At 67.3% G+C, this 26,740-nt stretch carries 24 protein-coding genes; 12 read left to right on the plus strand and 12 right to left on the minus strand.

Features of this window, described 5'->3' with window-relative positions; genetic code table 11:
- The first annotated feature begins 130 nt into the window (after positions 1-130).
- The 10 genes from V7778_RS01340 to V7778_RS01385 all read left to right on the plus strand — a co-directional run bounded on the left by V7778_RS01340 (position 131) and on the right by V7778_RS01385 (position 10,895).
- The gene (locus V7778_RS01340) at positions 131-1,285 is read left to right on the plus strand and encodes a hypothetical protein (RefSeq protein WP_335551558.1); all 1,155 of its coding nucleotides are present in this window, start codon (positions 131-133) and stop codon (positions 1,283-1,285) included.
- 21 nt (positions 1,286-1,306) lie between these two features.
- A complete protein-coding gene (locus V7778_RS01345; RefSeq protein ID WP_335551559.1) occupies positions 1,307-1,714 on the plus strand; it encodes a hypothetical protein in 408 nt (135 codons plus the stop codon).
- A gap of 282 nt (positions 1,715-1,996) precedes the next feature.
- Positions 1,997-3,265, plus strand: coding sequence for an efflux RND transporter periplasmic adaptor subunit (locus V7778_RS01350; RefSeq protein ID WP_335551560.1), 1,269 nt, complete (start codon positions 1,997-1,999; stop codon positions 3,263-3,265).
- Between the two features lie 28 nt (positions 3,266-3,293).
- Positions 3,294-4,013, plus strand: a complete 720-nt coding sequence (locus tag V7778_RS01355) for an ABC transporter ATP-binding protein (protein ID WP_335551561.1) — start codon at positions 3,294-3,296, stop codon at positions 4,011-4,013.
- Between the two features lie 9 nt (positions 4,014-4,022).
- Complete coding sequence (locus V7778_RS01360) at positions 4,023-5,333, plus strand: ABC transporter permease (RefSeq protein WP_335551562.1); 1,311 nt, start codon at positions 4,023-4,025, stop codon at positions 5,331-5,333.
- A 27-nt stretch (positions 5,334-5,360) separates the two neighbouring features.
- Positions 5,361-6,593: an ABC transporter permease gene (locus V7778_RS01365; protein ID WP_335551563.1), complete on the plus strand. Its 1,233-nt coding sequence runs from the start codon at positions 5,361-5,363 to the stop codon at positions 6,591-6,593.
- 30 nt (positions 6,594-6,623) lie between these two features.
- Complete coding sequence (locus V7778_RS01370; RefSeq protein ID WP_335551564.1) at positions 6,624-7,958, plus strand: sigma-54-dependent transcriptional regulator; 1,335 nt, start codon at positions 6,624-6,626, stop codon at positions 7,956-7,958.
- Positions 7,955-9,331 carry a sensor histidine kinase gene (locus tag V7778_RS01375; protein ID WP_335551565.1) on the plus strand — a complete coding sequence of 459 codons (1,377 nt, stop codon included), beginning with the start codon at positions 7,955-7,957 and terminating at the stop codon, positions 9,329-9,331. The genes V7778_RS01370 and V7778_RS01375 overlap by 4 nt, the downstream gene beginning before the upstream one ends.
- Positions 9,325-9,924: a glutathione S-transferase family protein gene (locus V7778_RS01380; protein WP_335551566.1), complete on the plus strand. Its 600-nt coding sequence runs from the start codon at positions 9,325-9,327 to the stop codon at positions 9,922-9,924. Before V7778_RS01375 ends, V7778_RS01380 begins: the two co-directional genes overlap by 7 nt.
- 188 nt (positions 9,925-10,112) lie before the next feature.
- Positions 10,113-10,895 carry a spermidine synthase gene (locus V7778_RS01385; protein ID WP_335551567.1) on the plus strand — a complete coding sequence of 261 codons (783 nt, stop codon included), beginning with the start codon at positions 10,113-10,115 and terminating at the stop codon, positions 10,893-10,895.
- On the opposite strand, the gene V7778_RS01390 is transcribed toward V7778_RS01385, so the two are convergent.
- Both V7778_RS01390 and V7778_RS01395 read right to left on the minus strand, forming a co-directional pair.
- Entirely contained in the window at positions 10,855-11,397 is a 543-nt protein-coding gene (locus V7778_RS01390) for a hypothetical protein (RefSeq protein WP_335551568.1), read from the minus strand. The two genes, V7778_RS01385 and V7778_RS01390, sit on opposite strands and share 41 nt — an antisense overlap.
- Before the next feature lie 3 nt (positions 11,398-11,400).
- Positions 11,401-11,598, minus strand: a complete 198-nt coding sequence (locus tag V7778_RS01395) for a hypothetical protein (RefSeq protein WP_335551569.1) — start codon at positions 11,596-11,598, stop codon at positions 11,401-11,403.
- Between the two features lie 422 nt (positions 11,599-12,020).
- Here V7778_RS01395 and V7778_RS01400 point away from each other — a divergent pair, with 422 nt between their 5' ends.
- Entirely contained in the window at positions 12,021-14,438 is a 2,418-nt protein-coding gene (locus V7778_RS01400) for a TonB-dependent receptor plug domain-containing protein (RefSeq protein ID WP_335551570.1), read from the plus strand.
- An 89-nt stretch (positions 14,439-14,527) separates the two neighbouring features.
- Here V7778_RS01400 and V7778_RS01405 read toward each other — a convergent pair whose 3' ends face one another.
- The gene (locus V7778_RS01405; RefSeq protein ID WP_442920679.1) at positions 14,528-15,655 is read right to left on the minus strand and encodes an acyltransferase family protein; all 1,128 of its coding nucleotides are present in this window, start codon (positions 15,653-15,655) and stop codon (positions 14,528-14,530) included.
- 285 nt (positions 15,656-15,940) lie between these two features.
- Here V7778_RS01405 and V7778_RS01410 point away from each other — a divergent pair, with 285 nt between their 5' ends.
- The gene (locus V7778_RS01410) at positions 15,941-16,330 is read left to right on the plus strand and encodes a hypothetical protein (RefSeq protein ID WP_335551571.1); all 390 of its coding nucleotides are present in this window, start codon (positions 15,941-15,943) and stop codon (positions 16,328-16,330) included.
- Positions 16,331-16,355: 25 nt separating this feature from the next.
- Here the strand turns inward: V7778_RS01410 and V7778_RS01415 are convergent, their stop codons facing one another.
- From V7778_RS01415 to V7778_RS01455, 9 genes are read right to left on the minus strand one after another with little or no spacing between them, the layout of a single operon-like run.
- Positions 16,356-16,697: a TfoX/Sxy family protein gene (locus V7778_RS01415; RefSeq protein WP_335551572.1), complete on the minus strand. Its 342-nt coding sequence runs from the start codon at positions 16,695-16,697 to the stop codon at positions 16,356-16,358.
- A gap of 9 nt (positions 16,698-16,706) precedes the next feature.
- Positions 16,707-18,242, minus strand: coding sequence for a hypothetical protein (locus tag V7778_RS01420; RefSeq protein WP_335551573.1), 1,536 nt, complete (start codon positions 18,240-18,242; stop codon positions 16,707-16,709).
- Positions 18,239-20,218, minus strand: a complete 1,980-nt coding sequence (locus V7778_RS01425; RefSeq protein WP_335551574.1) for a DUF4175 family protein — start codon at positions 20,216-20,218, stop codon at positions 18,239-18,241. Before V7778_RS01425 ends, V7778_RS01420 begins: the two co-directional genes overlap by 4 nt.
- Entirely contained in the window at positions 20,202-21,185 is a 984-nt protein-coding gene (locus tag V7778_RS01430) for a BatA domain-containing protein (RefSeq protein WP_335551575.1), read from the minus strand. The genes V7778_RS01425 and V7778_RS01430 overlap by 17 nt, the downstream gene beginning before the upstream one ends.
- Positions 21,182-22,072, minus strand: coding sequence for a DUF58 domain-containing protein (locus V7778_RS01435; protein ID WP_335551576.1), 891 nt, complete (start codon positions 22,070-22,072; stop codon positions 21,182-21,184). The genes V7778_RS01430 and V7778_RS01435 overlap by 4 nt, the downstream gene beginning before the upstream one ends.
- 1 nt (position 22,073) lies before the next feature.
- Positions 22,074-23,078 carry an AAA family ATPase gene (locus V7778_RS01440; protein WP_335551577.1) on the minus strand — a complete coding sequence of 335 codons (1,005 nt, stop codon included), beginning with the start codon at positions 23,076-23,078 and terminating at the stop codon, positions 22,074-22,076.
- 3 nt (positions 23,079-23,081) lie between these two features.
- Complete coding sequence (locus V7778_RS01445; RefSeq protein ID WP_335551578.1) at positions 23,082-23,702, minus strand: DUF4159 domain-containing protein; 621 nt, start codon at positions 23,700-23,702, stop codon at positions 23,082-23,084.
- A gap of 15 nt (positions 23,703-23,717) precedes the next feature.
- A complete protein-coding gene (locus V7778_RS01450) occupies positions 23,718-25,055 on the minus strand; it encodes a TldD/PmbA family protein (protein WP_335551579.1) in 1,338 nt (445 codons plus the stop codon).
- Positions 25,056-25,065: 10 nt separating this feature from the next.
- Positions 25,066-26,703, minus strand: a complete 1,638-nt coding sequence (locus V7778_RS01455) for a TldD/PmbA family protein (protein ID WP_335551580.1) — start codon at positions 26,701-26,703, stop codon at positions 25,066-25,068.
- Between the last annotated feature and the right edge of the window lie 37 nt (positions 26,704-26,740).

The raw sequence follows: 26,740 nt of genomic DNA on the forward strand, positions 1-26,740 counted from the left end.
TCTTTCGCCTTCCCTCCTTTTCTACAATTCATCCTGCATATAGCGAACGTTCAAGGCTTCGCTTCTTCATGCTTTCTTTTCCGTCTACCTCATAGGTGCGCTGTCGCCGCACCGATCAAAGGATATCAACATGGCTGTTTCCAAGCTCCGCCAGTGGAAGAGCGTTCTCCCCGTTGTCGCGGCCGCCCTGCTCGGCGCCTCGTTCACGGCCTCCGCCGCCGAGGAAAACGAAGCGGCATCGCCGTTCAAGCTGAGCGGCTTCGCTTCCATCGTCGCCGGCAAGACCTTCGGTGCTTCGCTGTCGCCGGACTACCGCGGCATCACCGTCATGGACGGCCACCCCTGCCCGTGCTGGATCGCCGACTGGAGCACCGCCGGCGTCTACGACGGCGACCTGTCGTTCAAACCCGAATCGCGCGCCGGCATCCAGGCCAGCTACCGCTTCACCGACAAACTCAGCGCCGTCACCCAGGTCGTGGTGCGCGGCACCGAGCCCAAGCCCTCCGTGGAATGGGCCTATGCGGCCTACGAACTCGACAAGAACTGGGAATTCCAGGTCGGCCGCAAGCGCATTCCGCTGTACTACTACTCCGACTTCCAGGACGTCGGCTCGGCCTATCCGTGGATCGGCGTGCCGCCCGAACTCTATGGCTGGGAAGCGGTGAACTACAACGGCGGCAGCGCGCGCTACAAGGGCAAGCTGGCCGGCGCCACCTTCAACGCGGGCGTCTTCGGCGGCAAGGAAACCGTGAAGGAATCGAAGTACTACAAGCTGTACAGCCCCGAAGACACCAAGGTCAACTGGAACAACATCGTCGGCGCCGACCTCGAAGTCAGCCGCGGCCCGCTGACCGTGCGCGGCGTCTACCTGCAGTCGAAGGTCGAGACCAGCAGCCCGAGCGGCGAGATGGACAGCTTCGCCCGCCTGCGCGCCTACGGCCTGGCCGCCAACCTGGACTTCGACGACTGGTTCATCCTGAGCGAAGTCACCCGCCTGACCCGCGACTTCGGCGACTACGAGGTGGCCGCGCCGGCGTTCACGATCGGCGCCGGCTACCGCTGGGGCAACTGGACGCCGTTCATCAACTTCGCCCGCTATACCGAGAAGACCAGCGACCTCGAGCTCTATGACCCGCAGAGCTACCAGCGCGCCTCGTTCACCTTGCGCTACGACGTCGATGCGCGCAGCAGCATCAAGGCCCAGGTCGACCGCTTCGAAGACACGACCCGTAACTTCGGCGACAACGCCAACGTGATCCGCCTGTCCTACGACCGCCTGTTCTGATCACCACATTTAGGAATAACAATGAAGATGCATCTCATCCATGCAGCGCTGTGCGCAGGCCTGGCGTGCGCCGCGAGCGCCAACGCCCAAGTCGTCGTCGTGGTCAACGCCGCCAACCCGGTATCGGCCCTGACCCAGGAACAGATCAGCGAACTCTACCTGGGCAAGTCGAAGGACCTGACCCCCATCGACCAGGCCAAGGATTCGGAAACCCAGCGCGAATTCCTCGAAAAAGTCGTGTCCAAGAAGTCGCCGCAGTACGAGGCGGTCTGGGCCAAGCTGGAATTCTCGGGCAAGGGCATCCGTCCCAAGACCTACCCGTCGGACGCCGCCGTCAAGAAGGCGCTGGCAGCCGACCGCAATGCGATCGGCTACATCGACAAGTCCTCGGTCGACGGCAACGTCAAGGTCGTTCACCCGCAGAGCTGACCCTCGACGGCCGCGTCCGGCGGCCGTTCCCTACTCCCATCGGCCGCGTCCGGCGGCCGTTCCCACTCCCATCGGCCGCGTCCGGCGGCCCTTCCCTACTCCCATCGGCCGCGTCCGGCGGCCGTCCCGCGCTGTCCGCCGCTGTCCGCACAGCCTGGCGCGGACAGCGCGGACAGTGTCTCCCCTCCCTGTTCCTCCTTTGAATTCAAGCGCTTAGCCACATTGCAAGGCCTGGCACGGATCGTGCAGTAAAGACAGCATTCTGTCGCTACTGGACATTCCATGATCCGAGATACTTCACAACAAGACGCCGTCATCGCCCCGCCGCCGGCGCAGAAACTCAAGCGCGGCGCCCTCATCGGCGGCATCGCGGCCGCCGTGGTCGCCCTCAGCGGCTTCCTGCTGTCCGCCTGGAACAGCAGCGAACACTCGGTGTCCGGCGAGCGCCTGCGCATCGCCGAAGTCGGCCGCGGCACCCTGGTGCGCGACGCCTCGGTCAACGGCCGCGTGGTGGCCGCCGTCAGCCCCACCCTGTATTCCACCTCCCCGGCCACCGTCAACCTGAAGGTCGCCGCCGGCGACACCGTCAAGAAGGGCGATGTGCTGGCCGTGCTGGAGTCGCCCGACCTGAGCGATGAACTCAAGCGCGAAGTGTCGAGCTACGAACAGCTCAAGGCCGAGGTGGCGCGCCAGCAGATCCTGGCGCGCAAGCAGAAACTGCTGGCCCAGCGCGAAGCCGACACCGCCGAGATCGACCGGCTGTCGGCCCAGCGCACCCTGGAGCGCTACGAGAGCGTGGGCCAGCTGGGCATCATCGCCAAGATCGACCACCAGAAGGCCAAGGATGCGCTGAACTCGGCCCAGATCCGCGCCCGCCACGCCGCCCAGGCGGCCAGCCTGGAAGGCGACGACGTCCAGCTGGCGCTCAAGACCAAGGTCAACGAACTGGAACGCCAGCGCCTGTCGCTGGCCAACGCCCAGCGCCGCGTGGACGAGCTGACCGTGCGCGCCCCGGTCGACGGCTTCATCGGCACCCTGAATGTCCAGAACCGGATGGTGGTGGCCGCCAACGCGCCGCTGATGACCCTGGTCGACCTGTCCAAGCTCGAGGTCGAACTGGAAGTGCCGGAAACCTACGTGGCCGACCTGGGCCTGGGCATGAACGCCGAGATTACGCTGCCGAGCGGGAAAGCCACCGGCAAGCTGTCCGCCCTGTCGCCGGAAGTGGTCAAGAACCAGGTGCTGGCGCGCGTGCGCTTCGACGGCGAGCAGCCCAAGGGCCTGCGCCAGAGCCAGCGCGTGACCGCGCGCCTCCTGATCGAGGAAAAACCGAACGTCGTGATGCTGCCGCGCGGCCCCTTCGTCGAGAGCGAAGGCGGACGCCACGCCTATGTGGTGCAGGACGGCGTAGCCGTGCGGACCCCGATCCAGCTTGGCGCGACCAGCATCTCGGCCGTCGAGATCATCTCGGGCCTGAAGCCCGGCGACAAGGTCGTCATCTCCGGCACCGATACCTTCAACAACGCGAACCGCGTTTCGATCAACCGCTGAACCAGACAAGACAAACAAGGAGAAACCCATGCTGCGCATGACCAACCTGAGCAAGGTGTACCGCACCCACATGATCGAAACCCACGCGCTGCGCGGCTTCGAGATCGAAGTCAAGCAGGGCGAGTTCGTGACCGTCACCGGCCCCTCGGGCTCGGGCAAGACCAGCTTCCTGAACATCGCCGGCCTGCTCGAGGAATTCACCTCGGGCGAGTACATCCTGGACGGCGTCAACGTGAAGGGCCTGGACGACACCGCCCGCTCGCGCCTGCGCAACGAAAAGCTCGGCTTCATCTTCCAGGGCTTCAACCTGATCCCCGACCTGAACCTGTTCGACAACGTCGACGTGCCGCTGCGCTACCGCGGCTTCAACGCCAAGGAACGCAAGGAGCGCATCGAGGAGGCGCTGTCCAAGGTCGGCCTGGCCTCGCGCATGAAGCACTTCCCGGCCGAGCTGTCGGGCGGCCAGCAGCAGCGCGTGGCGATCGCGCGCGCCCTGGCCGGTTCGCCCAAGCTGCTGCTGGCGGACGAACCGACCGGCAACCTGGATACCCAGATGGCGCGCGGCGTGATGGAACTGCTGGAAGAGATCAACGCGGCCGGCACCACCATCCTGATGGTGACCCACGATCCGGAACTGGCGGTGCGCACCACCCGCAACGTGCACATCATCGACGGCCAGGTCTCGGACCTGGTGCGCAAGGGCCCGACCCTGGTCGACACCAAGGCCGCCAACGCCGCCAACGCCTGAGGAAACGCCATGTTCTCCTACTACTTCAAGCTCGGCGTGCGCAGCCTGCGCCGCAACCCGGCCCTGACCGCGCTGATGGTGCTGACCCTGGCGATCGGCGTGGCCGCCAGCGTGTCCACGCTGACCATCCTGCATGTGATGTCGGGCGACCCGATCCCCGAGAAGAGCGACCGCCTGTTCGTGCCGCACGTCGACAACGGCCCCGTCGAAGGCTGGGTGCCGAGCGACGGCCCCAACGACGACCAGCTGGCCTATGTCGACACCATGAACCTGCTCAAGAGCGGCCAGGGCGAGCGCCGCACCGCCATGTACGGCGTCGAGGTGCCGGTCGAGCCGCCGCGCAGCGACATCCCGGCCTTCACCGCCAACGGCATGGCGCCGACGCGCGACTTCTTCGCCATGTTCAACGTGCCCTTCCTGCACGGCCAGGCCTGGACCGAGGGCGACGACACCCGCGGCGCCGACGTCGTGGTGCTGGGCCGCGCCACCGCCGAGAAACTGTTCGGCGACGCCAGCCCGGTCGGCAAGCAGCTGCGCATGCTGGGCCATCCGTTCACCGTGGTGGGCGTGATCGACAAGTGGGCGCCGACGCCGCGCTACTACAAGCTGATCGGCGGCAGCCGCTTCGGCACCGGCGAGGAGTTCTTCATTCCCTTCGCCAGCGCGATCCGCCACGAGATCGGCCACAGCGGCAGCATGAACTGCAGCGCCAACCGCGATCCGGGCTGGGCCAACCTCCTGATCTCGGAATGCACCTGGATCCAGTTCTGGTTCGAGACCCGATCAAGCGCCGATCGCGCCGACCTGCAGTCCTGGCTGGACAGCTATGCCGGCGAGCAGCGCAAGCTGGGCCGCCTGAAGCGCAACGCGCCGAACAAGCTGTACAACGTGATGGAATGGATGGAACAGCTCAAGGTGGTCGGCAAGGACAGCAAGCTGTCGGCCTGGCTGGCCTTCGGCTTCCTGATCCTGTGCCTGGTGAACACCATCGGCCTGCTGCTGGCGAAGTTCTCGGTGCGCGCCTCCGAAGTGGGCATCCGGCGCGCCCTGGGCGCCTCGCGCGGCGACATCTTCCGCCAGTTCCTGATCGAGTCGAGCGTGATCGGCCTGGTCGGCGGCGTTCTGGGCCTGGTGCTGGCCTTCGGCGCCCTGGCCCTGATCGGCATGCAGAGCAAGGGCATGGCGATGATCGCCCGTATGGACTGGCAGATGCTGATCCTGACCTTCATCATGTCCGTCACCGCCGCCATCGTCGCGGGCCTGCTGCCGACCTGGCGCGCCTGCCAGGTGACGCCGGCGATCCAGCTCAAATCGCAATAACGTGAACGCATCCTGAAAGAGACCATCATGGAAATCCGTCCTATCCTGTCCGCCATGCTGCGCAACAAGACCGGTCCGATCCTGGTTGCGCTGCAGGTGGCGCTGAGCCTGGGCATCCTGGCCAACTCCCTGCACATCGTGAACGAGCGGCGCGAAGTGATCGCCCGCCCGTCCGGCCTGTCCGACGAAGCCTCGACCTTCTACTTCACGGTCCGTAACCTCAACAGCGACGGCCCCGAGCAGCAGCTGGCCACCATGAAGCGCGAAGCCGACGTGCTGCGCGCGGTGCCCGGCGTGGTGGCCGTCGCCAACGTGACCCAGATGCCGCTGTCGCGCAGCGGCAGCAACAGCAGCGTGGCCCTGGACCAGCGCCAGGAGCGCGAAAGCGCGATCGCCTCGCAGTACGTGTCCGGCGACTCGCTGGTCAAGGCCTATGGTCTGAAGGTCGTCGACGGCCGCGACTTCCTGCCCAACGAGTACGTCGAGATCAACGAGAACCAGCAGCGCGAGCTGCCCAAGCAGCTGATCATCTCCAAGCCCCTGGCCGACAAGCTGTGGCCGGGCCAGTCGGCGGTGGGCAAGACCATGTTCTTCGGTACCGGTGAAGGCTCGCAAGGCACCCAGATCGTGGGCGTGGTCGAGCGCCTGCAGTCGGCCCACGCCGAAGTGGGCGAACGGGGCGACTTCGCGGTGCACATCCCGGCCCGCCTGTACGGCAACCCGGGGGCGCTGTATTCGATCCGCACCGAACCGGGCCAGCGCGACCGCGTGATCAAGGACGCCGAGGAAGCGCTGCGCAAGTCCTCGGCCACCCCGATCATCCTGGAGACCAAGACCGTCGAGGAAGACCGCAAGAACCGCTACCGCGCCGACATGGCCCTGTCGTGGATGCTGATCACGGTGAGCGTGCTGCTGCTCCTGATCACCTGCTCGGGCATCGTCGGCATGGCCAGCCTGTGGGTCACCCAGCGCCGCAAGCAGATCGGCGTACGCCGCGCCCTGGGCGCCCGCAAGCTCGACATCCTGCGCTACTTCATCATGGAGAACTTCATGATCACCAGCGCGGGCGTGTTCGGCGGCGTGCTGTTCGGGGTCGGCCTGAACCACCTTTTGGTGAGCAAGCTGGAGATGGCGCGCCTGCCGATTCCCTACCTGATCGGCGGCGCCATCGTGTTCTGGGCGCTCGGCATCCTGGCGGCCTACGGCCCGGCCTGGCGCGCGGCCAGCATCTCGCCGGCGATGGCCACCCGCAGTGCCTAAGCTTGTGTCGTCAATGCTATGCTAGCGGCCATGCCTACCGTTCTCATTATTGACGACAACGCCGCCGTCGCGATCGCGCTCGAAGTGCTGTTCTCGCTGCACGACATCGCGGCGCTGCGCGCGGCCTCGCCCGAGGAAGGGCTGGCCGTGCTGGCCCGCCAGCCGGTGGACCTGGTGATCCAGGACATGAACTTCACCGCCGACACCACCTCGGGCGAGGAAGGCGTGACCCTGTTCCGCGAGATCCGCCGGCGCCATCCCGACCTGCCGGTGATCCTGCTGACCGCCTGGACCCACCTGGACGCGGCGGTCGACCTGGTCAAGGCGGGGGCGGCCGACTACCTGTCCAAGCCCTGGAACGACGAGCGCCTGCTGGCCACCGTCACCAACCTGATCGAGCTGGGCCAGGCCAACCGGGCCCTCACCTCGCGCCTGCAGCGCGAGCGCCGCGCCAAGCGCGAGCTGGAGCAGAACTTCGACCTGCGCGGCCTGGTGTGGCAAGACCCGGCCACCGAACGCGTGCTGCACCTGGCCTGCCAGGTGGCGCGCGCCGACGTGCCGGTCTTGATCACCGGCCCGAACGGCACCGGCAAGGAACGCATCGCCGAGATCATCCAGGCCAACTCGCAGGTGCCGGACGGCCCCTTCGTGGTGCTCAACTGCGGCGCCCTGCCCTCCGAGCTGATCGAGGCCGAGCTGTTCGGGGCCGAGGCCGGTGCCTACACCGGCGCCTCGAAGGCGCGCGAGGGCAAGTTCGAGGCGGCCGATGGCGGCACCCTCTTCCTCGACGAGATCGGCAACCTGCCGCTGGCCGGCCAGATGAAGCTGTTGCGCGTACTGGAAACCGGACGCTTCGAGCGCCTGGGATCGAACCGCGAGCGCCAGGTGAAGGTGCGCGTGATCAGCGCCACCAACGCCGATCTCAGCGCCATGATCCGCGCCGGGAGCTTCCGCGAAGACCTGTACTACCGCCTGAACGTGATCGAGCTGCGCCTGCCGCCGCTGGCGGCGCGTCCGGGCGACATCCTGCCGCTGGCGCTGTCTTTCCTCCCGCGCGGCAAGCATCTGCATCCGTCCGCCGAAGCGGCGCTGCTGGCGCACGCCTGGCCCGGCAACGTGCGCGAACTGAAGAACGTGATGGCGCGCGCCAGCCTGCTGGCCCAGGGTGAGCTCATCATGGTGGCCGACCTCGGCCTGCCGGCCGCGCCCGCGGCGGCCAACGAGACGGAGCCCGACCGCGAGGCCATCGCCCAGGCGCTGGCGCGCGCGGGCGGCGTAGTGGCCCAGGCCGCCCTCGAGCTCGGCCTGTCGCGCCAGGCGCTGTACCGCCGCATGGAGCGGCTGGGCATCGCCAGGTCCGCATGAGCGCGGGTCCAGGCGGTCAAGGAAAGGGATTCCGGCTCTCCCTGGTCACGCGCTGGTCGGCCCTGGTCGGCACCTTGCTGGCGCTCGGCATCCTGATCGCCATCGGCCTCGACACCCTGTTTCCCGACAGCCCGCTGCTGGTGTTTTCCGCCTGCCTGCTGGCGGTGGTGCCGATCGCGATCATCACCATCCGGTCGCAGATCCAGCCCATCCTGTCGCTCTTCCGCGCGCTCGAGGGCACGGTGACCAGCTACCGCGACGGCGACTTTTCCTTCAGCCTGCACTGGCAGCACAACGACGAACTGGCCGACCTGATCGCCGCCCACAACGACCTGGGGCGGGTATTGCGCGAGCAGCGCCTGGGCCTGGTGCAGCGCGAGCTGCTGCTCGATACCATGGTCCAGAACACGCCGGTGGCGATGTTGCTGGTGGCCGATTCGGCGGGCGGCCGCGGCACCATCGTCTACGCCAATCTGGCGGCGCGCCAGCTGCTGTCCAGCGGGCGCAAGCTGGAAGGCCACCAGCTCAAGGACATCCTGGATGGCGCCACGCCGGCCCTGCGCGATGCGGTGGCGCGCGGCGGCGACGGCCTGTTCACGGCCGGCGAGGCCGAGGACGAGGAGGTCTACCACCTGGCGCGCAGCGCCTTCACCCTGAACGGCCGCCGGCACGATCTGCTGCTGCTGCGGCACCTGACCCTTGAGTTGCGGCGCCAGGAAGTGCAGACCTGGAAGAAGGTGATCCGCGTGATCAGCCATGAATTGAACAATTCGCTGGCGCCGCTGGCCTCGCTCGCCCACTCGGGCGCGGAACTGGTGCGGCGCGGGCAGACCGAACGCCTGCCGCAGATCCTGGAAACCATCGGCGAGCGCACCCGCCACCTGGAGAGCTTCATCCTCGGCTATGCGCGCTTCGCCAAGCTGCCCACGCCGCGCCTGGAAGCCTGCTCCTGGGCGGCGCTGGTGGCGCGCCTGAGCGACCAGGTGCTATTCCGCTCCAGCGGCGAACTGCCGGCGGAACCCGCCTGGATCGACGCTGCGCAACTGGAGCAGGCCTTGGTCAACCTGCTGAAGAACGCCCACGAATCGGGTTCGGCGCCGGAAGACGTGGAGCTGCAGGTACGCCGCGTGCAGGACCTGCTGCGCATCGACGTGCTCGACCGTGGCAGCGGCATGAGCGAGGCCGTGCTGACCAACGCCCTGGTGCCCTTCTACTCGACCAAGCGCAGCGGCACCGGCCTGGGGCTGGCGCTGGCGCGCGAGATCGCCGAAGCGCACGGCGGGCGCATCACCCTGGCCAACCGCGAAGGCGGCGGACTGGCCGTCACCCTGATCCTGCCGGCCTTGCCGGCACCGATGGAGACCCCATGCTGACGATTATCGGAAAAGCGAGCTCGATCAATGTACGCAAGGTGCTGTGGACCTGCACCGTCCTGGGACTGGCCTACCGCCGCGAAGAATGGTGCGACGAGCATGCCGCGCTCAATCCCAACCGCATGGTGCCGGTGCTGGTGGATGGGGACTTCGTGCTGTGGGAATCGAACACGATCTGCCGCTACCTGGCCGGCAAATATGGCGGCGAGGCGCTGCTGCCCCACGAACCGCAGGCGCGCGCCGGGGTCGAGCAGTGGATGGACTGGCAGGCAACCGAATTGAACACGGCCTGGCGCTACGCTTTCATGGCGCTGGTGCGCGCCAGCCCGGCGCACCAGGATCCGGCGCAGGTCGAGGCCAGCAGCGCGGCCTGGAACCGGCTGGTCGGGCTGCTCGATGCGCGGCTGGCGCAGACCGGGGACTATGTGGCGGGCGAGCGCTTCAGCCTGGCCGACATCGTGCTGGGGGTGTCGGTCAACCGCTGGCTGATGACACCGATGCAGCGGCCAAGCTATCCGCAGGTGGACGCCTGGTATGCGCGGCTGGCGGCACATGCGGGGTTTAGTGAACACTGCGCGAACGGGACGCCGTAGCGAGGATGCGATAGCTGGTTGAACTTGGGTTCCGGCCTTCACCGGAACGACGTACGAAGGGAGCAGGCCACAAAAATTTTCGTAGGCCGCTCACAATAAAACCGTCGTTCCGGCGCAGGCCGGAACCCGAGTTTTCAAGCACACCACGTTCCAGGCCGTAAGCCACCGTCTGGTAAGATCCCCGAACCATGCCCCCGAAATCTCCCCGCAGCATCGATCCCCGCTTCGCCCAGCCCGGCCACCCGCCCGCCACCATCGACGAATTCGAGGGCGTGCGCTTCCTCCACCTCGGCACCTCCTGGGTCCAGGGCGCGATGCGCCTGTCCAAGCCGGATGCGATCGAGCTCGAATACGTGCAGATGATGATGATGTGGGCCCTGTTCCAGGCCGCGCCGCGCCACATCGTGCAGCTGGGCCTGGGCAGTGCGGCCCTGACCAAGTTCTGCTACCAGCGCTTTCCCGAGGCGCGGGTCACGGCGGTGGAGCTCAATCCCAACGTGATCGCGATCTGCCGCGCCCTGTTCGGCCTGCCGGAGGACGACGCGCGCCTGGCCGTGCGCGAGATGAACGCCCTCGATTTCGTGCTCGACAAGGCGAACCACGGCACGGTGGACGTGCTGCAGGTCGACCTGTACGACGAGGAGGCGCGCGGCCCGGTGCTGGACACGCCCGAGTTCTATCAGGCCTGCCACGACTGCCTGAAGGAAGGCGGCGTCATGACCACCAATGTGTTCGGCGAATTCAGCAACTACGACAGGAATTTGCTGGCGATGGAAGCCGTGTTCGACGCGGTGGTCTGGCTGCCCGAAGTGCACGACGCGAACATCGTGGTGCTGGCCTTCAAGAACGCGCCGGAGCTGGACTTTTCCGTGCTCTACGAGCGCGCCGCCGAGATCAAGCGGCGCCTGAACCTGCCGGCCAAGAACTGGGTCAATGGGCTGAAGGAGTGGATGCGCGACCACCAGGGCTGACCGCGCGCCGGGCCGCTCCCGCCGTGGCGCCGGCGACGGCGGCCAGCGACGGCCTTCCTCGGCGCGACAGCGAGGGCGCGCCCAGTTCCGAGGCGGGCACCGGCAGGCCGAGCACGGCGAACACGTCGCCGTCCGGCTCGCGCTCCAGCGCCAGCACCGGGAACACGCGCTCCAGGTTCGCATACTTGGCCCAGGCGCCCGCGCCGCGCTGGCGCGACGGCGGCACCGACATCGCCGCATAGGCCTTGGCGCCGTTCTCGACCGCGGCCAGGCTCCAGACCCGGCCCTGGTAGGCGTCCGCGCCGGACCGCTCGTGCTGCGCGCGCTCGAAGCACAGCACGCGCAGGTGGGCGCCGGGCAGTGGATGCTCGCGCAGGCGCTGGTTGGGCGCATGCCACAGCTGCATCAGCACGATGCCGGACGGCCCGAACGCATCCCAGGCGTCTTCCAGATTGCCGTAATGCTCGAGACCATATCGTTTGCAGAGCTGAGTGATGTTCATGGGCTAGTTGTTTCTTCGGTGTTGGCGCCGCTCCCTGCTGCGACGGGCTCCGGGCTCCTGCATGGCGCGCAGGAGGATGTCCCGGGAGACGTTGCAGCTGTCGAGATACACCATGCCCGCGCTGAGGCCGCGTGTCTCGGCCAGAAACAACGCATATTCGGTAGCGAGCGCGGTCCGCTCGTCGGTTCTTCGCTGGGTCATGGTGTGGCTGCAAAAACGGGTGCTGCACATTGCCGTCCGCAAGCTGGCCGGACGGCGAATCCAGGTCGGCGGAGCATGCCCCGCCTGGCCGGATACCCCCCGATTTCGGTACCGGCTTGTTGTTCATCGTATATCGTTCTTTTCGCGCACCATTGAGAATCTTGTTAGCGAACGTAACAAGGTCGCAGGCATGCGGCGATCCCGCTTTGCAGCATTTCTGGCCTGCTTTTTCTACCCAGGGCTCATAGTTGGGCGCTAACGAAAGCAATACGTGGCTTTTGCGCTACATCTATGCAAGGAAGAGACATTTGTACTTACCACTTTGCATGAGAAAAGCTTTCTTCTCTATAACTCGTTGTTAATATTAAATTGCGTCTTAGTAATTTGGACGAGACAACAACACAACGCAAAAAGGATTGAGGATGACGAAGAAGAAACTGCCACAACGCGCCCTGTTGGCGACCGCCCTCATGGCGGCTCTGGCACCTGTAGCCGCTCAACAAGCGGAAGAAGGCGTAGCCCAGGTCGTGGTCCTGGGTTCGCGCACCCAGGCCAAGACCGCGCTCGACACGGCGGTGCCGGTCGGCCTGATCGGCTCCAAGGACCTGCAATCCGCGGGCTCGCTGGAACTCGGCAAGATCCTGCAAGACCTCGACCCTTCGTTCAACTTCACCTCCACCTTCATCAGTGACGGTACCGACATCATCCGCCCGGCCACCCTGCGCGGCCTGGGCCCGGACCAGCTGCTGGTGCTCGTCAACGGCAAGCGCCGCCACCAGCAGGCGCTGGTGAACGTGCAGCAGACCATCGGCCGCGGCTCGGCCGGTACCGACATCAACGCCATCCCGCTGTCGGCGATCCAGTCGATCGAAGTGCTGCGCGACGGCGCGGCCGCGCAATACGGCTCGGACGCGATCTCGGGCGTGATCAACATCATCCTGAAGAAGGGCGCCCAGGGGAACATCAGCGCCAGCGCCGGCACCACCGACGAAGGCGACGGCGACACCGTCTCGCTGAGCGCGCACAAGGGCATCAACTTCGGCGAAGGCGGCTACTTCAACCTGTCGGTCGAAGGCCGCGACCGCGAAGAAACCAACCGCGCCGGCGTCGACACCCTGCGCGTGGATCCGCCGCGCGTGACCCAGCGCATCGGCGATTCGGACGCCAAGGACTACTACCTGTGGGCCAACGCCGCGCTGCCGACCGCCGGCGGCGAGTTCTACGTGTTCGGCGGCGCCTCCAAGCGCAAGGGCGATTCCTCGGGCTTCTTCCGCTCGGCGGGCGACGACCGCAACGTGCCGGCCGTGTACCCGAACGGCTTCCTGCCGAACATCATCACCACCGTCAAGGACGCCTCGATCTCGGCCGGCTACCGCCACGACCTGGCTGGCGACTGGAGCGCCGACATCAGCCTGACCCACGGCCGCAGCCAGCTCCAGTTCCACGAGCGCAACTCGATCAACGTCAGCTACTACTACGAGAACGGCTCCTCGCCACTGGAAGCCGACACCGGCACCCTGAAGTTCGACCAGACCACCTTCAACCTCGACTTCAAGGGTTCGGTGGACTTCATGGGCGGCCCGCTGTACGTGGGCACCGGCTTCGAATGGCGCCAGGATAACTACGAGATCGAAGCGGGCGACCCGGTGTCCTACCAGTATGGCCGCACCAACAACCCGGCGATCGTGATCCGCAACCAGAACGGCGGCATCGCGGCATCCGGCATCCAGGGCTTCCCGGGCTATACCCCGGGCACCGCCGTGGACGACGGCCGCCACAACACCGCGCTCTACCTGGACCTGGAACGCAAGTGGGGCGATACCTTCTCGGCCGGCGCCGCCGTGCGCCACGAGCGCTATTCGGACTTCGGCAGCACCACCACCGGCAAGCTGAGCGCACGCTGGGATCCGAGCCGCACCCTTGGCCTGCGCGGCAGCCTGTCGAGCGGCTTCCGCGCACCGGGCGTGCAGCAGAAGTTCTACAGCTCGGTCTCGACCAACCTGAACGCCGCCGGCGTGCTGACCGAGACCCTGACCGCGCGCGAGAACAGCGCCGTCACCCGCGCCTTCGGCATCGAGCCGCTGAAGGAAGAAACCTCGAAGAGCGTGAGCTTCGGCGCGATCCTGCGCCCGGCCCAGGGCCTGTCGGTGACCGCCGACGTGTACCGCATCAAGATCGACGACCGCATCGTCTTCTCGAGCACCATCTCGCCTGAATCGGGCGCCTGCGCGACCGCCGCGGCCTGCCCGATCAAGGCGATCCTGGATCCGCTGCGCGTGGGCCAGGCCCAGTTCTTCACCAACGCGATCGATACCACCACCACCGGCTTCGACCTGGTGGCCCAGCAGACCATCAAGGGCCAGGGCTCGACCCTGGTGCTGTCCGGCCAGCTCGGCTTCAACAAGACCGAAGTCGACAACCGCCGTTCGCAGTCGCCGGTCCTGACCGGTTCCCAGCTGTTCGACGACACCCAGGTGACCCTGATCGAAAAAGGCCAGCCGCGCCAGCACCACGTGGTGGCCGCCGACTGGACCACCGGTCCATGGAACGTGACGGCGCGCGCCAACTACTTCGGCGAAGTGGAAGGCCAGGGCTTCACCCCGGGCTTCATCCAGACCTGGGAAGCGAAGTGGATCGTCGACCTGACCGGCCGCTACGCGTTCAACAAGAACCTGAGCCTGAGCGCCGGTGTGAACAACCTGTTCGACACCTACCCGACCAAGTGGGATCCGGTCAAGGCGGCGCCGTTCCCGCAGCTGGGCTTCACCCACTGCTGGGAAACCTGCCCGTTCGGCATCAACGGCCGTTCGTTCTACGTGAAGGCGGACTACAACTTCTAAGCCTGATGGCGGCGTGGACGGTGTCATCGTCCACGCCCGGTACCATGCTGACGCCGGCCTTGCGCCGGCGTTTTTCTTTGTTCGCCGGTTTACGCCTTGGCGGCAAGCGGCGGACCCGCGCCGAATGGCTGCGCCAGCACGCGGCCCAGCGGCGCTTCGATCCAGCGCTGGAAGGCGGCGCCGGCCGCAAGGCTGGCGGCCCAGGCCACCAGCACGCCAAGCGCTTGCACATGCGGCTGCTCCGGCAGGAAGCGCGCGAAAGCCGCGTTGACGAGCAGGCAAACGGGGAAGTGCACCAGGAAGACGGCGAAGGAGATCTTGCCCGCGTAGTTCACCCAGGCCAGCCCTGCGCCGGCATGCGCAACCGGCCTGGCGCGGCCGAACAGGAACAGCACACAGGCGACGGCCAGGGCCAGGGCGATCCGGCTGCGGAAGTCCAGCACCAGCGCCAGCAGCGCCGTCCCCAGCATCACGGCCAGCAGCAGCGCGGCGCTTCCGGGCCGGCGCACCGGGTCGCTCGCCCACCAGGCGAGCACGCCCAGGCCATAGCTGCCGAAGAAGTACGGCGCCCACACATCCCAGTCCGCATCCAGGTTGACATACAGGAGCGAAGCGCCCACGCCCGCCGCGACCAGCACGGGCAGCAGCCAGGCCTGGCGGCCCGCCAGGCGGCCGGACAACCAGGCCAGCAAGGTGAGGAGCGCATACAGCTGGAAATCGATCGCCACGTACCAGGCCCCGGCCGCCAGCGACTCGGCGCCCAGTACGCTGTGCAGCAGCAGGACATGGGCCCACAGCTGCTTCAAGGTCGGCGGCGCCGAGATCGAATCGTGGCTCATCCAGGCCGCCGCCCAGGCGGATGCGGCGGCCGCAAGCAGGGTCGCGGCGATGAAGGGCGGGGCCAGCTTGAGGTAGCGCCGCCAGATGGCCTGCAGCGGAGGCGCGAATCCGGGAAGGCCCTGGGGCGACAGCGATTTCGCGGCCAGGAAGCCGCCGACGACGAGGAAGACCTGCACGGCGATGCGCGCATCGCCCTGGAGCCAGTCGACCAGCGCGGGCAGCAGGGGCCGCGCATGGTCGGCCATGGGGCCGTAGAACGCCAGATGGTGCAGGACGATCAGCTGCGCCGCGACGGCCTTCAATAGATTAATCAGGACAAACTGCTTTTCACCGGCCCGGTACTGCCCGGGCATTCCTTCAACTACCTTCCCTGCCATGCGCTATCAACCTTGTTTCAACGTGCTTCTCCGGCTTGCGTGAGGCAAAAGTGCGGTGCTGCCGCCGGGCGCGGCATCTTAACCGAACAGCAGGAGCTTAGGCTACGCGATACAGCTCAGCAATAAACATTGCAGCGCCAATCTTCCAGCGGCGCCGGCTTCGCCATGCGGCCGATGCACCGCGCATGGAATGCCATATGGACGAGATATGTTTATGTTTTTGCGCTTTGAAGTGCTAAATTCGACCGGCTTGTAACCCGCATCCCTGTTCGAGAAGAGGAAACCATGTCCAAGTCCGCCCTCAGCGCGAAAGTGTTCGCCGCCTATCTGTTCGTCATCGGTCCGGTGCTGATCCTCGCGCCGAACTTCCTGCTCGGGCTGTTTGGGATCGCGCCTACCACCGAGGTCTGGATCCGCGTCATCGGCGTCATGGCCTGCGTGCTCGGCGTCTATTCCTGGGTCGCGGGCAAGCACGAGAACAAGCCCTTCCTCGAGGCTTCGGTCTACACGCGCTCCCTCGTCTTCGTGGCATTTACCGTCTTCGCACTGAGCGGTATGGTCAGCCCCATGCTGATCCTGTTCGGACTCGTGGATCTCGGCGGCGCATTGTGGACCTGGTTCGCCCTGAGGGCCGATGCCCAGTCAGCCAGGCCCGTGCTGGCAGGACAGCATTGAGGCGCGGCACGCAGTCTTCGTTTGCTCAGCTGGCGGCCTTGGCTTTCGGCGGCTTTTTCGCTTTCGGCGGCGGCATCAGCGCCGCGGTTTCCAGGATCAGGCGCTGCAAGGCCTCCGGATCGTCGAGCAGTTCGTCGGCGATCGGATAGTCCTTCGCCCCAGGATAGGGCGGTCCCTTGGGCAGCCGCGGCGCCAGGGTGTCCACTGCCTGCGACGGCTTGATGAACAGGCTGTTGTCGCAGGCGAAGGCCACCACCTTCCCGTCCAGGTAGAGCGCGAACTCGCCGAACAGCTTCTTGCAGGCGAGCCGGCTGCCCAGCCGGGACTGCTCGATCACGTAGTCGACGAAATGCTTGTCGGTTGCCATAGGTTTTCCTCAGCGGCGTTCGCGCCACCATAGCGCCAGCATGGCCAGCGCGAAGATCATAGCGAAGGGCCAGGCGGGCAGCGCGCGCGTTGGCCCTTCCCCGGCCGCCGCGGGCGTACGTGCGGCGTAGCGCGCCGTCGCATCGCGCCGCTGCGCCGCCTGCCATTGCGGCCAGTCGCCCGGGGCATACACATAGACGGCATGGACGCCGGCCGTCTTGTCCTCCACCCGCAACCAGCCCGTCTTCTCCGGCCACACGGCGACGCAGGAGGCGTCCGCGCGGTCCGCCCTGCGCTGCCAGGCCAGCGTCTGTTTCAGTCCGGGGAAGCGCGCCTCGCCGCTCACGCCGCGCGCGCAGACTTCGAGGCGCTGGCCGGGCAGCGGCATCTCGGCAGGGGCCAGCCACTCGGCCTGCCGCTTCTGTTCGATGTCCAGTCGGTCCAGCACGCCCTGCCACCACAGCGCCAGCGCGCGCGGCTCGCTGATGGCATGGCGGTGCCATTCGGTCACGCCCAGCCAGGCGATGCGGCCCTTCTGCCAGCTGCGCGTCCAGACCATGTCCTCCGAGCCCGTCCACGGCCCCGCCACCCGCGAGGCGGGAACCAGCGGCGCGACCGGCAACTCCAGCGGCGCCTCGATCTTGCGGTCCGAGGGCTGCGCCTGCAAGGGCAGCTGCAGGCTGCGCGACCACAGGCCCGCGTCGTTCGCATTCCCGCCCAGGACCAGCAAGGACATGCCCTGCCCCACCTTGGCCAGCAGGGCGGAACGCTCGCCGGCGCCGGCGCGTTCGAACCAGGCGGCGTCGATCACCATCAGGTTGGGCGCCGCCATGGCTTCGCGCGCGGTCTCGGTGCGGGTCACTGCGCGGCTCAGCATCACCTGCCAGTCCAGCAGCGCGCCACTGCCCGTCAACAGCTCGTTCAGCACCCGCAGGTCGAAGGAAGGCGCGCCGAAGCGGCCCTGCACCTGCAGGATGGCCGGCTCGTGCACGACGAAGGGCACCGGCCCTTCGGCGATCAGCTTGTCCCTGGCGTCCAGCAGGCGCGCCTTCAAGACCACCGGCTCGGCCACCGGCGGCAGCCAGGTGGCGGCCAGCTCGCCGGCGCCCTTGGCCTGGGCCAGCACCTGGCCGTTCTCGGCCAGCAGCTCCAGGCGCGCTTCGCCCAGGTCCTCGCGGTCTACCTTCAGGACGAACAGGCGGCCCAGCGCCACTTCGCGCGGAAAGTCCAGCTGCAACCCGCCGGTGCGCGGCATGTCCCAGGCCAGCGGCCGCGCCGGCAGGTCGTTCCACTGGGCGGCGCGCAGGCCGTCACCCTTGAGCGTGAGCGCGCGGATGCCGTCCAGCGAGGACGGCACGGCCTTCGGATCGAGCGCCAGGGTGCGTCCGCCTTCGCCGGGCACGCGCAAATCCGCGGCGAACAGGCCAAGGGCGCCGGCCGCGATGGCGACCAGCAGCGCGTCCGGCCACTTGCGGCGCGCCAGGTAGAAACCTGCGCTCGCCACGCCGGCCACGGCGACCGCGGCGATCAGGATCGTGGTGTTCATGGCTTGACTCCTTCGCGCCAGCCGCGCACGAAAGGCGTCTCGACGCTTGGGCGGGCTTGCAGCAGCACCTGGCCCTGGCCCGCACCCGCACGCAACCAGGCGCGCAGCACGGGACGGCAGCTCGCACAGCCGTCCGCCACGTCCTGGATCGCGCGCTGGGCCGAGAGGCGCTGCTCGTCGTCAGTCAGTTTGGCGCGTACCCAGTCGTGGGCCGTGCGGGTCCACAAGGCCGGCAGCGGGCCGTCGTTCGACAGCGCCTGCACCAGGGTGCGGACCTCGTCCGGCACCGGCTGGTCCGGTCCCGCCTGCTCGCGGCGGTAGCTGGCCGTGCCATCCATGTCGCCGCTCATGCGCTTTTCTTCCTTGATCGGCGGCGGCGTGAAGGCGGTTTTGTGCAGATAGACGCGCTCGGCCTGCTGCAGTTCCTTGATCGCCTCGAGCGCCTTGTGCTCGGGCGGCAGCGCGGTTTTCGGCGCAATGGCGCGCAGGGCCTTTTCGGCGTCCCACATCGCCGACAGCGCGCGGCGCAGCACCTTCTTGGTGTCCTCGTCGTACAGGGTAGCGTTCTCGGACTCGTCGTGGGCATGGCCGAACTGGTGCAGGATGTCTTGCTTCTCCTCGCCACCGTGGCCGCCATGCTCGCCACCGCCCTCGTCGTCGGCGAACAGCGAGGATTCCTCGCCCAGGAACTGGCCGTAGCGGCGGCGCAGCATGCCCTGGTCGCCCGCGATCTTCTGGCTGCGGTCGCGCACCGCTTCCTCGCTCATTTTCGTCGCCCGCATGTCGGCCACCAGCTGCTCGGTATCGATGATGATCTGGCGCTGGCTGCGCAGGCTCTGCGGCTTGACCAGCATCGGCATCGCCGCGCTTTCCTCTTCGGCTTCGCCGGGCGGCGCCGGCATGCGCAGGGTATAGGTCGGCGACTGCACCGTGTGCGGACGGGTGGCGTTGTCCGTCGCGCGCACGAAGAAATACAGCTCGTCGCCCGGCTCCATGCCCAGGTCCGCCAGCGACCACTGTTTCGACCAGTTGCGCTGCTTTGGGTCGTTCGACGCCGGCAGCGGCATCTCGCGGTCGGTGAAGCGCACGTTCTCGCCGCTGCCGCGCGCCAGGGTCATGTGCAGGGTGGCGCGCTTGATCGCGTAGTCGTCGCGGATCCTGACGCCCATCGGCGCCGTGCCCGCGTTCTCGGGCAGCTCGACCACCATCTGGCCGGGCGCGGTGACCGTGATCTCGGGCGGCTGGTCGGGAAGCACGCGCAAGGTATAGCGCTTGCCGCGCCAGCGCCACAGCACGGATTCCGTCGCCGTCCAGCTGGCGCACTCCTTGCCGGGCTTGAGCACCTCGCCGTTGCCCAGTTCGATGCTGTCGGTATTCGCCGCGCCGTCCTTCAGGCACCAGGAGACCTTGGTCTGTTCGGGCACCTGCAGGTCGCGCGGCGCCGATTCGGACGCCGCCACGCCGGTATAGGCGGGCGGCGCCACGCGTACGCTGAGGGACGACAGCGGCGCGGCCACGGCCGCGGCAAGGGGTTGCGGCGGCTGGGCGCCGGCCTGCGGCTTGCCTTGGCCCGCAAACCACAGCATGCCGGCCAGCGCGGCGCTGGTCAGGACGATCGGCACGCCTGCGGCAATCCGGCCCTTGGCGATGCCGCGCAGCTGGGCCTTGGTGACGCTGGCGTCCAGGCGATCCAGCAAGCGCTGGCGCTGCAGGCGAGCGACCGGGCTGTCGGCATGGGCCAGCAGCGCCGAGCTGTCTTCCATCTCGGGCACGGCGCCGTCCAGCCAGCCGCTCCACTCGTGCTTGACGCGGCGGCGCAGCCTGGCCCAGTCCCAGGCGCACCAGCCGCCCCAGGCGAGCAGGCCCGGACCGGACGGCAGGGCCAGCCAAGGCAAGGCCCCGCCTACCCACAGCGGCAGGCGGCGCAGCTGGGCGGCGCGCCAGACGCGCCGGACGATCTCAGCGCTTTCTTGCATGCGTGAGCAACCTTTCCAGTACAAACAGGGCCACCAGGGCGGCCAGCAGCATGTCGCGCAGGGCGCCGCTCGGTTCGGGCGCGCGCGCATCCTTCGACGCCGTGAACACACGCGAGGGCGCCGTGTAGGGACGCGGGCCCACGTGCACCTGCTGCCAGTGTTCGACCAGGGCGCGCGCGGCGTCCGCATCGCGCGGCGGCCAGGACTTCGACAGCCACAGGCGTCCGCGCGCACTGTCCGCATGCAGTACGCCGCCGGCTTCACGCGCCTTGCTCATTTCAGGGAAGGCGGCCGGGTCGAGCACCCACCACAAGGGCGCGCGCAGCGACGCCGGCGGCGCACCCGGACGGTCCCAGACGATCAATTCGGTCTTGGCGCCTGGCGCGGCGTCGACGACCACGCGTTCCGGGCCGTCGAGCGCGGCGAACAGGCGGCGCCATTCCTGCGGGCGATCGCTCTCGATGTAGACATGGCGCTCGCTCCTCGCCGGCGCGCTGGCCTGGGTGCGCATCTCGACCGTGCGGCCGAATACCGGCAGGGTGGCCGGCATGGGGATATCGCCGACGATCAGCAGGCGCGCCCCGGGCTTCCATTCGCGCTCATGGGTGCGCAGCCAGGCGATGGCCTGGTGCGCGGGCATGACGATGCGTTCGGCCCTGGCCAGCCCGGCCTGCGTGGCCTGGCGATCGGTCCAGGCCGGGTCCGTTCCCTCGGCCACGATCACGGTGTCGCCGCGCCAGGGGAAGACCGGATCGGCCAGCCAGGCCACGAGCGTTGCCAGCAGCAGGCAGCGCAGCAGCAGCAACAAGGGATCGCTGAAGCGCCAGACGCGGGTCTGGCGCGGCTCGGTGCGCGGCAGGAAACGCGCGGTCGCCAGCGGCTCCGCCTTGTGCTGCTCGCGCTTCTTGCGGTGCCACCAGAGCGGCAGCGCCAGGCTCGCGAGGCCCAGCCACCACAGGCCGTTCATGAACGGCCTCCCGGACGGCGCAGCCAGCGCCGCAGCACCTCGGCCGGCGGCTGTTCGATGGCGGCCAGTGTCAGGGGCATGTCATTCTTGCGGCACTGGGCCGTGACCGCGGCGAAGTGTTCCTCGCGGTTGCGGCGATAAGCTTCCTTCAGGTCGGCGCCGAAGCGGAACACGCCGGCCCTTTGTTCCGGGTCGCGGTAGGCCGGCGCGCTTGAAAAGCTGGCGTCGATCTCGGCCTGGGTCTGCAGGCACAGCACACGCACGTCGTGGCGCATCTGGCGCAGCCTGGTCAAGGCCTGCGACAGCGGCGAAGGCCAGTCGAGCAGATCGCTGGCGGCAAAGATGGCGCTCGGCGCGCGTGCGAAGTGCAGGCTGGCGCGCAGGGTGTCGGCGTCGGGCAGCTCGCCCTTGGGTTCGGCGCGCTGCAACTGGGCCAGCACGCGCTGCAGCTGGCGCGGCCCGCGCGAAGCCGGAGTGAACTGCACCCTGCCCTCGCCCAGCACCACCAGGCCGAAGGCGTCGCCCTGGCGCTGGGCGATCGCGGCCACGCAGCCGAGCAGCATGCGCGCATAGTGCAGCTTGTCGAGTTGGTCCACGCTGCGGCTGGGCTCGGCCATCGAGGCCGAGGCGTCCAGCACCAGCCAGACGGCCACGTGACTGTCGCGCTCCGCCTCGCGTACGAAATAGCGGTCGGCGCGCGCCAGCAGCTTCCAGTCCACGCGGCGCCACTCGTCCCCGGGCGCATAGGCCCGGTATTCCGAGAACTCGACGCCCGCCCCGCGCTCGCGCCCGGCATGAATGCCGTGCCCGAGCCCGGCCAGCACGTGCCGGATCACGAGATCGATGTTCTGGGTGTGCGCGATCAGCGCGGTCTTCGCCAGCGACAACTCAGTCGACCTTGATCTCGTTGCGCAGGGACTGAAGGATGTCGGCGATGGCGATGCCGTCGGCCTCCGCCTCGAAGTTGCGCAGCACGCGGTGCGCCAGCACCGGCAGCAGCATGGCCTGGATGTCGTCGCGCGTGACCGCCAGGCGGCCATGCATCAGGGCGCGCGCCTTCGACGCCAGCACCAGCGCCTGGCCGGCGCGCGGACCGGCGCCCCAGCCGATGTGCTGCTTCACCGCAGCGACGGTGGTTTCGCTGGGGCGTGTGGCGCGCACCAGGCGGGTGGCGTAGCGCAGCAAGTGGTCGCCGATCTCGATGTCGCGCACCAGCTGCTGCAGGCGCAGCAACGTGTTCACGTCCATCGCCGGCTCGGCGTCGTCCAGCCCCGCGTGGGTGGTGCGCGAGACCATCAGCACCTCCTCGTCCTCGGTCGGGTAGACCACGTCGATGCGCAGCAGGAAGCGGTCGAGCTGGGCTTCCGGCAGCGGATAGGTGCCGGCCTGCTCGATCGGATTCTGGGTGGCCAGCACGAAGAAGGGACGCGGCAGCTTGTGGGTCTGGCCGGCGAAGGTGACCGCGCGCTCCTGCATCGCTTCCAGCAGCGCAGACTGGGTCTTGGGCGGCGCGCGGTTGATCTCGTCGGCCAGCAGCACCTGGGTGAACACCGGGCCTTGCTGGAAGCGGAACACGCGCTGGCGCGTGCTGGTGTCTTCCTCCAGGATTTCGGTGCCCACGATATCCGAAGGCATCAGGTCCGGCGTGAACTGCACGCGGCGGAACTGCATGTCGGTGGCCTGGGCCAGCGACTTCACCAGCAGGGTCTTGCCCAGGCCCGGCACGCCTTCCACCAGCGCGTGGCCGCCGGCCAGCAGGCAGGTGACCAGCAGGTCGACCACGTTCTCCTGGCCGATGATCACGCGCGCCATGCTCGCCTTCAGCGCGCCCACTTTGGCCGTCAGGCTGGCGATTTCCTGTTCACTCCACGCTACCGCATCACGTTCAGACACTGCTCATGCTCCCAACGCATATTGAATGATATTCACCGCAAAGCGGGTATTGTCGACCGCCAGGAAACGCTTGTTGCGGAAGTCGTAATCCCATTCGCAGCCATAGTCCTTGTTCGAGTACAGCACCCGGATGCGGCCGCCGAACTCGATGGCCTTCAGGTACTCGTGCACCAGGTCGTCGCCCCAGCCATTCAGCTCGCCGCCCGTGGTGGGCGGGCCGTCGAACTTGAAGAAGCACGAATACAGCCGGTGCGTATTCGGGATCTTCTTCAGGCTCGAGGCGCCGAAGATCTTGACCATCTCGGCCTCGAAGGACTTGGCGAACAGCCCGTCGATGTCGTGGTTGCAGTCGTCGACGAAGACGAAGCCGCCGCCACGCACGTAGCGCTCGAAATTGCGCCGTTCCGCCGGGGTGAACTGGACCAGCTTGTGGCCGGCCAGGTAGCAGAACGGCGCCTGCAGCATCTTCGGATCGGCGAGCGCCACCATGCGCTCGACCGGATCCACCCGCAAGGTGGTGTACTCGACGAGCGAGTTCAGCACGTTGCTGGGCATGCGGATATCCACGTCCCAGTCGCCCGACTCATACATCAGGCGCGTGAAGTAGAAATCGTAAGACGCCATTATTCGGCACTCACCTTAGACAGCGTCGGACAGCGAGGTGAAGTTGAAGTCGCGCACCTTCATCGGCGGCAGCACCATCTGGAACGGCACTTCGTCGCCGCCGATGACCTGCGGCTTGCCCAGTTCCTCGATGTTGTTGAGGATGGTGACCGGGCTTTCGTTGAAGCGGAAGTTCTTCACCGGGTGCTTGATCTTGCCGTTTTCGACGTAGAAGGTGCCGTCGCGGGTCAGGCCCGTAATCAAGAGCGACTGCGGATCGACCATGCGGATGTACCAGGTGCGGGTGACCACGATGCCCTTCTTGGTGCCTTCGATCAGCTCTTCCAGCGACTTGGTGCCGCCGGCCATGATCATGTTGCCGTGGCTGGCAGTAGCGATCTTGCCGGTCTTCTGCGCCCAGAACGGCGAGTACTCGAGCGACGCGATGCGGCCATCCTTGATCAGGTCCGTGCGCTTGCGCGCCAGCATGGTCTCGTTGTCCCACGGAGCCACCGGCACGTCCGGGTTCCATGGGTCGGCCCAGATGTTGACCTGCTGGTCGAACAGCTTGTCGCCCAGGCGGTTGCCGCCGCCCTTCTTGGCCAGGAAGCTGCGGCCTTCGTCGGCCGAACGCGCATCGAAGGAATTGAACATATTGCCCAGGATTTCCGACGTCGCCGCCGGCTCCAGGATCACGGTATAGCGGCCCGGCTCCAGGGCCTTGGCGTCGACCGAACGCAGTGCCTTCTCGATCGCCACTTCGGCCGCCTCGGCGGCGTTGAAGCGGCGCGCATCGACCGCCGAACGGGTCACCCAGCCGGAGCCGCGGCCGTCCTCGGTGCGTGCGGTGCAGGTGAAGGACAGGTCGGTGAACTCCTGGTAGCCGAATACGCCCTTGGAGTTGGCGATGCAGGCGAAGCGGGTCGAATCGGTGAAGAAGCCGGCGGTCACCAGCTTCTTGGCGCGCGCCTGGCTGATGCTGGCGGCGGCGACTTCGGCGCGGTAGTCCGGGTCGATCGCGGCAGTGCCTTGCACGAAGGTCTGGGTGCCGCGGTATTCCTGCTTGCCGACGGCCGGCACGAACTCCGGGTTCTCCGGCGCCAGGCGCGCCAGTTCCTCGGCGCGGCGCACGGCCTTTTCCAGCGACTTGTCGTCGAATTCATTGATCACCGCGGTGCCGACGCGCTTGCCGAAGGCGACCCGCACCTGCAGCTGCATGTCCTCGGTCAGCCCGGCGGTCGACACGCTGTTGCGCGCGAAGCGGATGTTGCCGGTGCGGTTGCCTTCGATCGACACATTGCATTCGTCGGCTTTCGAAAGACCGATCACGCGGTCGGTAATGCGTTTTGCTTGTTCCTGGTTCAGGGATTTCATCCGTGTCTCCTCATCCGATCTTGCGTGCGGTGTTAATCACATTGATGCCGTTGAAGCGCGTGGTGCTCGAGCCGTGCGACACGGCGCTGACCTGGCTCGGCTGGCCTTTGCCGTCGAAGAACGATCCGCCCATGCGCCAGTCGCGTTCGTCGCAGATGGCGCTGCAGGCGTTCCAGAACTCCTGGGTGTTCGACTGGTAGGCCACGTCTTCCAGCGGGCCGGCGATCTTGCCGTTTTTGATCTCGTAGAACAGGGTGCCGCCGAACTGGAAGTTGTAGCGCTGCTGGTCGATCGAGTAGGAACCGCGGCCGAGGATGTAGATGCCCTTCTTGACGTCCTTGATCATCTCGTCCGGGGTCAGGCGCGCCTTGCCCGGCTCCAGCGACACGTTGGGCATGCGCTGGAACTGGATCGTGCTCCAGCTGTCCGCGTAGGAGCAGCCGTGCGATTCCTTCTCGCCGATGATGTGGGCCTGGTCGCGCGTGGCCTGGTAGTTCACCAGTACGCCATTGCGGATGATGTCCCACTTCTTGGTCTTGACGCCTTCGTCGTCGTAGGCCACGTAGCCGAGCGAGCCCGGGGTGGTCTTGTCGGCGACGAAGTTGACGCGCTCATGGCCGTACTTGAATTTCTTCGTTTCCCACTTGTCGAGGGTGGCGAAGCTGGTGCCGGCGTAGTTGGCTTCGTAGCCGAGCACGCGGTCGAGTTCCGTCGGGTGGCCGACGTTTTCGTGGATGGTCAGGAACAGGTGTTCCGGCGACAGCACCAGGTCGTACTTGCCCGGCTCGACCGACTTGGCGCCGAGCTTCTGGCGCGCCTGCTTGCCAGCCAGGCGCGCGTCCTCGACGATGTCGTAGGAATCGGTGTACAGGGTGGTGACGCCGCCGGCGGCCATGACCTTGTGCTCGGGACGGGCGTCGAAGTACTCGTAGCCCATCGACACCGGTGCGCCCAGGCCGGCGCGCGAGCGGAACTTGCCGCTAGCCTTGTCGACGGCGGTAGCGTTGATCGGCGCCCACAGGCGGTGGATGTCCTGGTCGATGTAGGAGCCGTCGGTCGAGGCGAAGTACTTCTGCTGGTTGATCTGGAACAGCGAAGCGGTCATGAAGCTCGCGCCCGCGTCCATGCCGGCCTTGTTGGCGGCGATCAGCATGTCGGCCTTCTCCTTGACCGGCACGCTGCGCCAGTCCTTCTTGATCGGCGTGGCCCAGGCCACTTCGCCCACTCCCTTGACCGGCGCCAGGCGCACCGGCTCGGTCTGGAGCTTGGCGTTGGCCTTGGCGATGGCGACCGCCTGGCGCGCGGCATCCGCCACGCCGTCCGGGGTCATGTTGTTGGTCGAGGCGAAGCCGTAGGCGCCGTTGGCGATCACGCGCACGCCGACGCCGCTGGACTCGGTGTTGCTGATGTTCTCGACGTTCAGGTCGCGCGTGATGATGAACTGGTTCAGATAGCGGCCGATGCGCACGTCGCAATACGACGCGCCGGCCTTGGTGGCGGCGTTCAGGGCGACGTCGGCCAGGGCCTTCTTCGCCGCGGCGGCCATCGGGTTCAGGAGCTCGTCGGCGGCGATGGCGTTGCCGAAGACGGGGATGATCATGGCGCCCGCGGTGCCGGCGCCGACTTTGAGGAAGGTACGACGTTCCATGTTTGTTTTCCGTTAGCGTTCGCCCTGCCGCCAGCTT

Source organism: Massilia sp. DD77, from assembly GCF_036961685.1.
GTDB lineage: Bacteria > Pseudomonadota > Gammaproteobacteria > Burkholderiales > Burkholderiaceae_D > Telluria.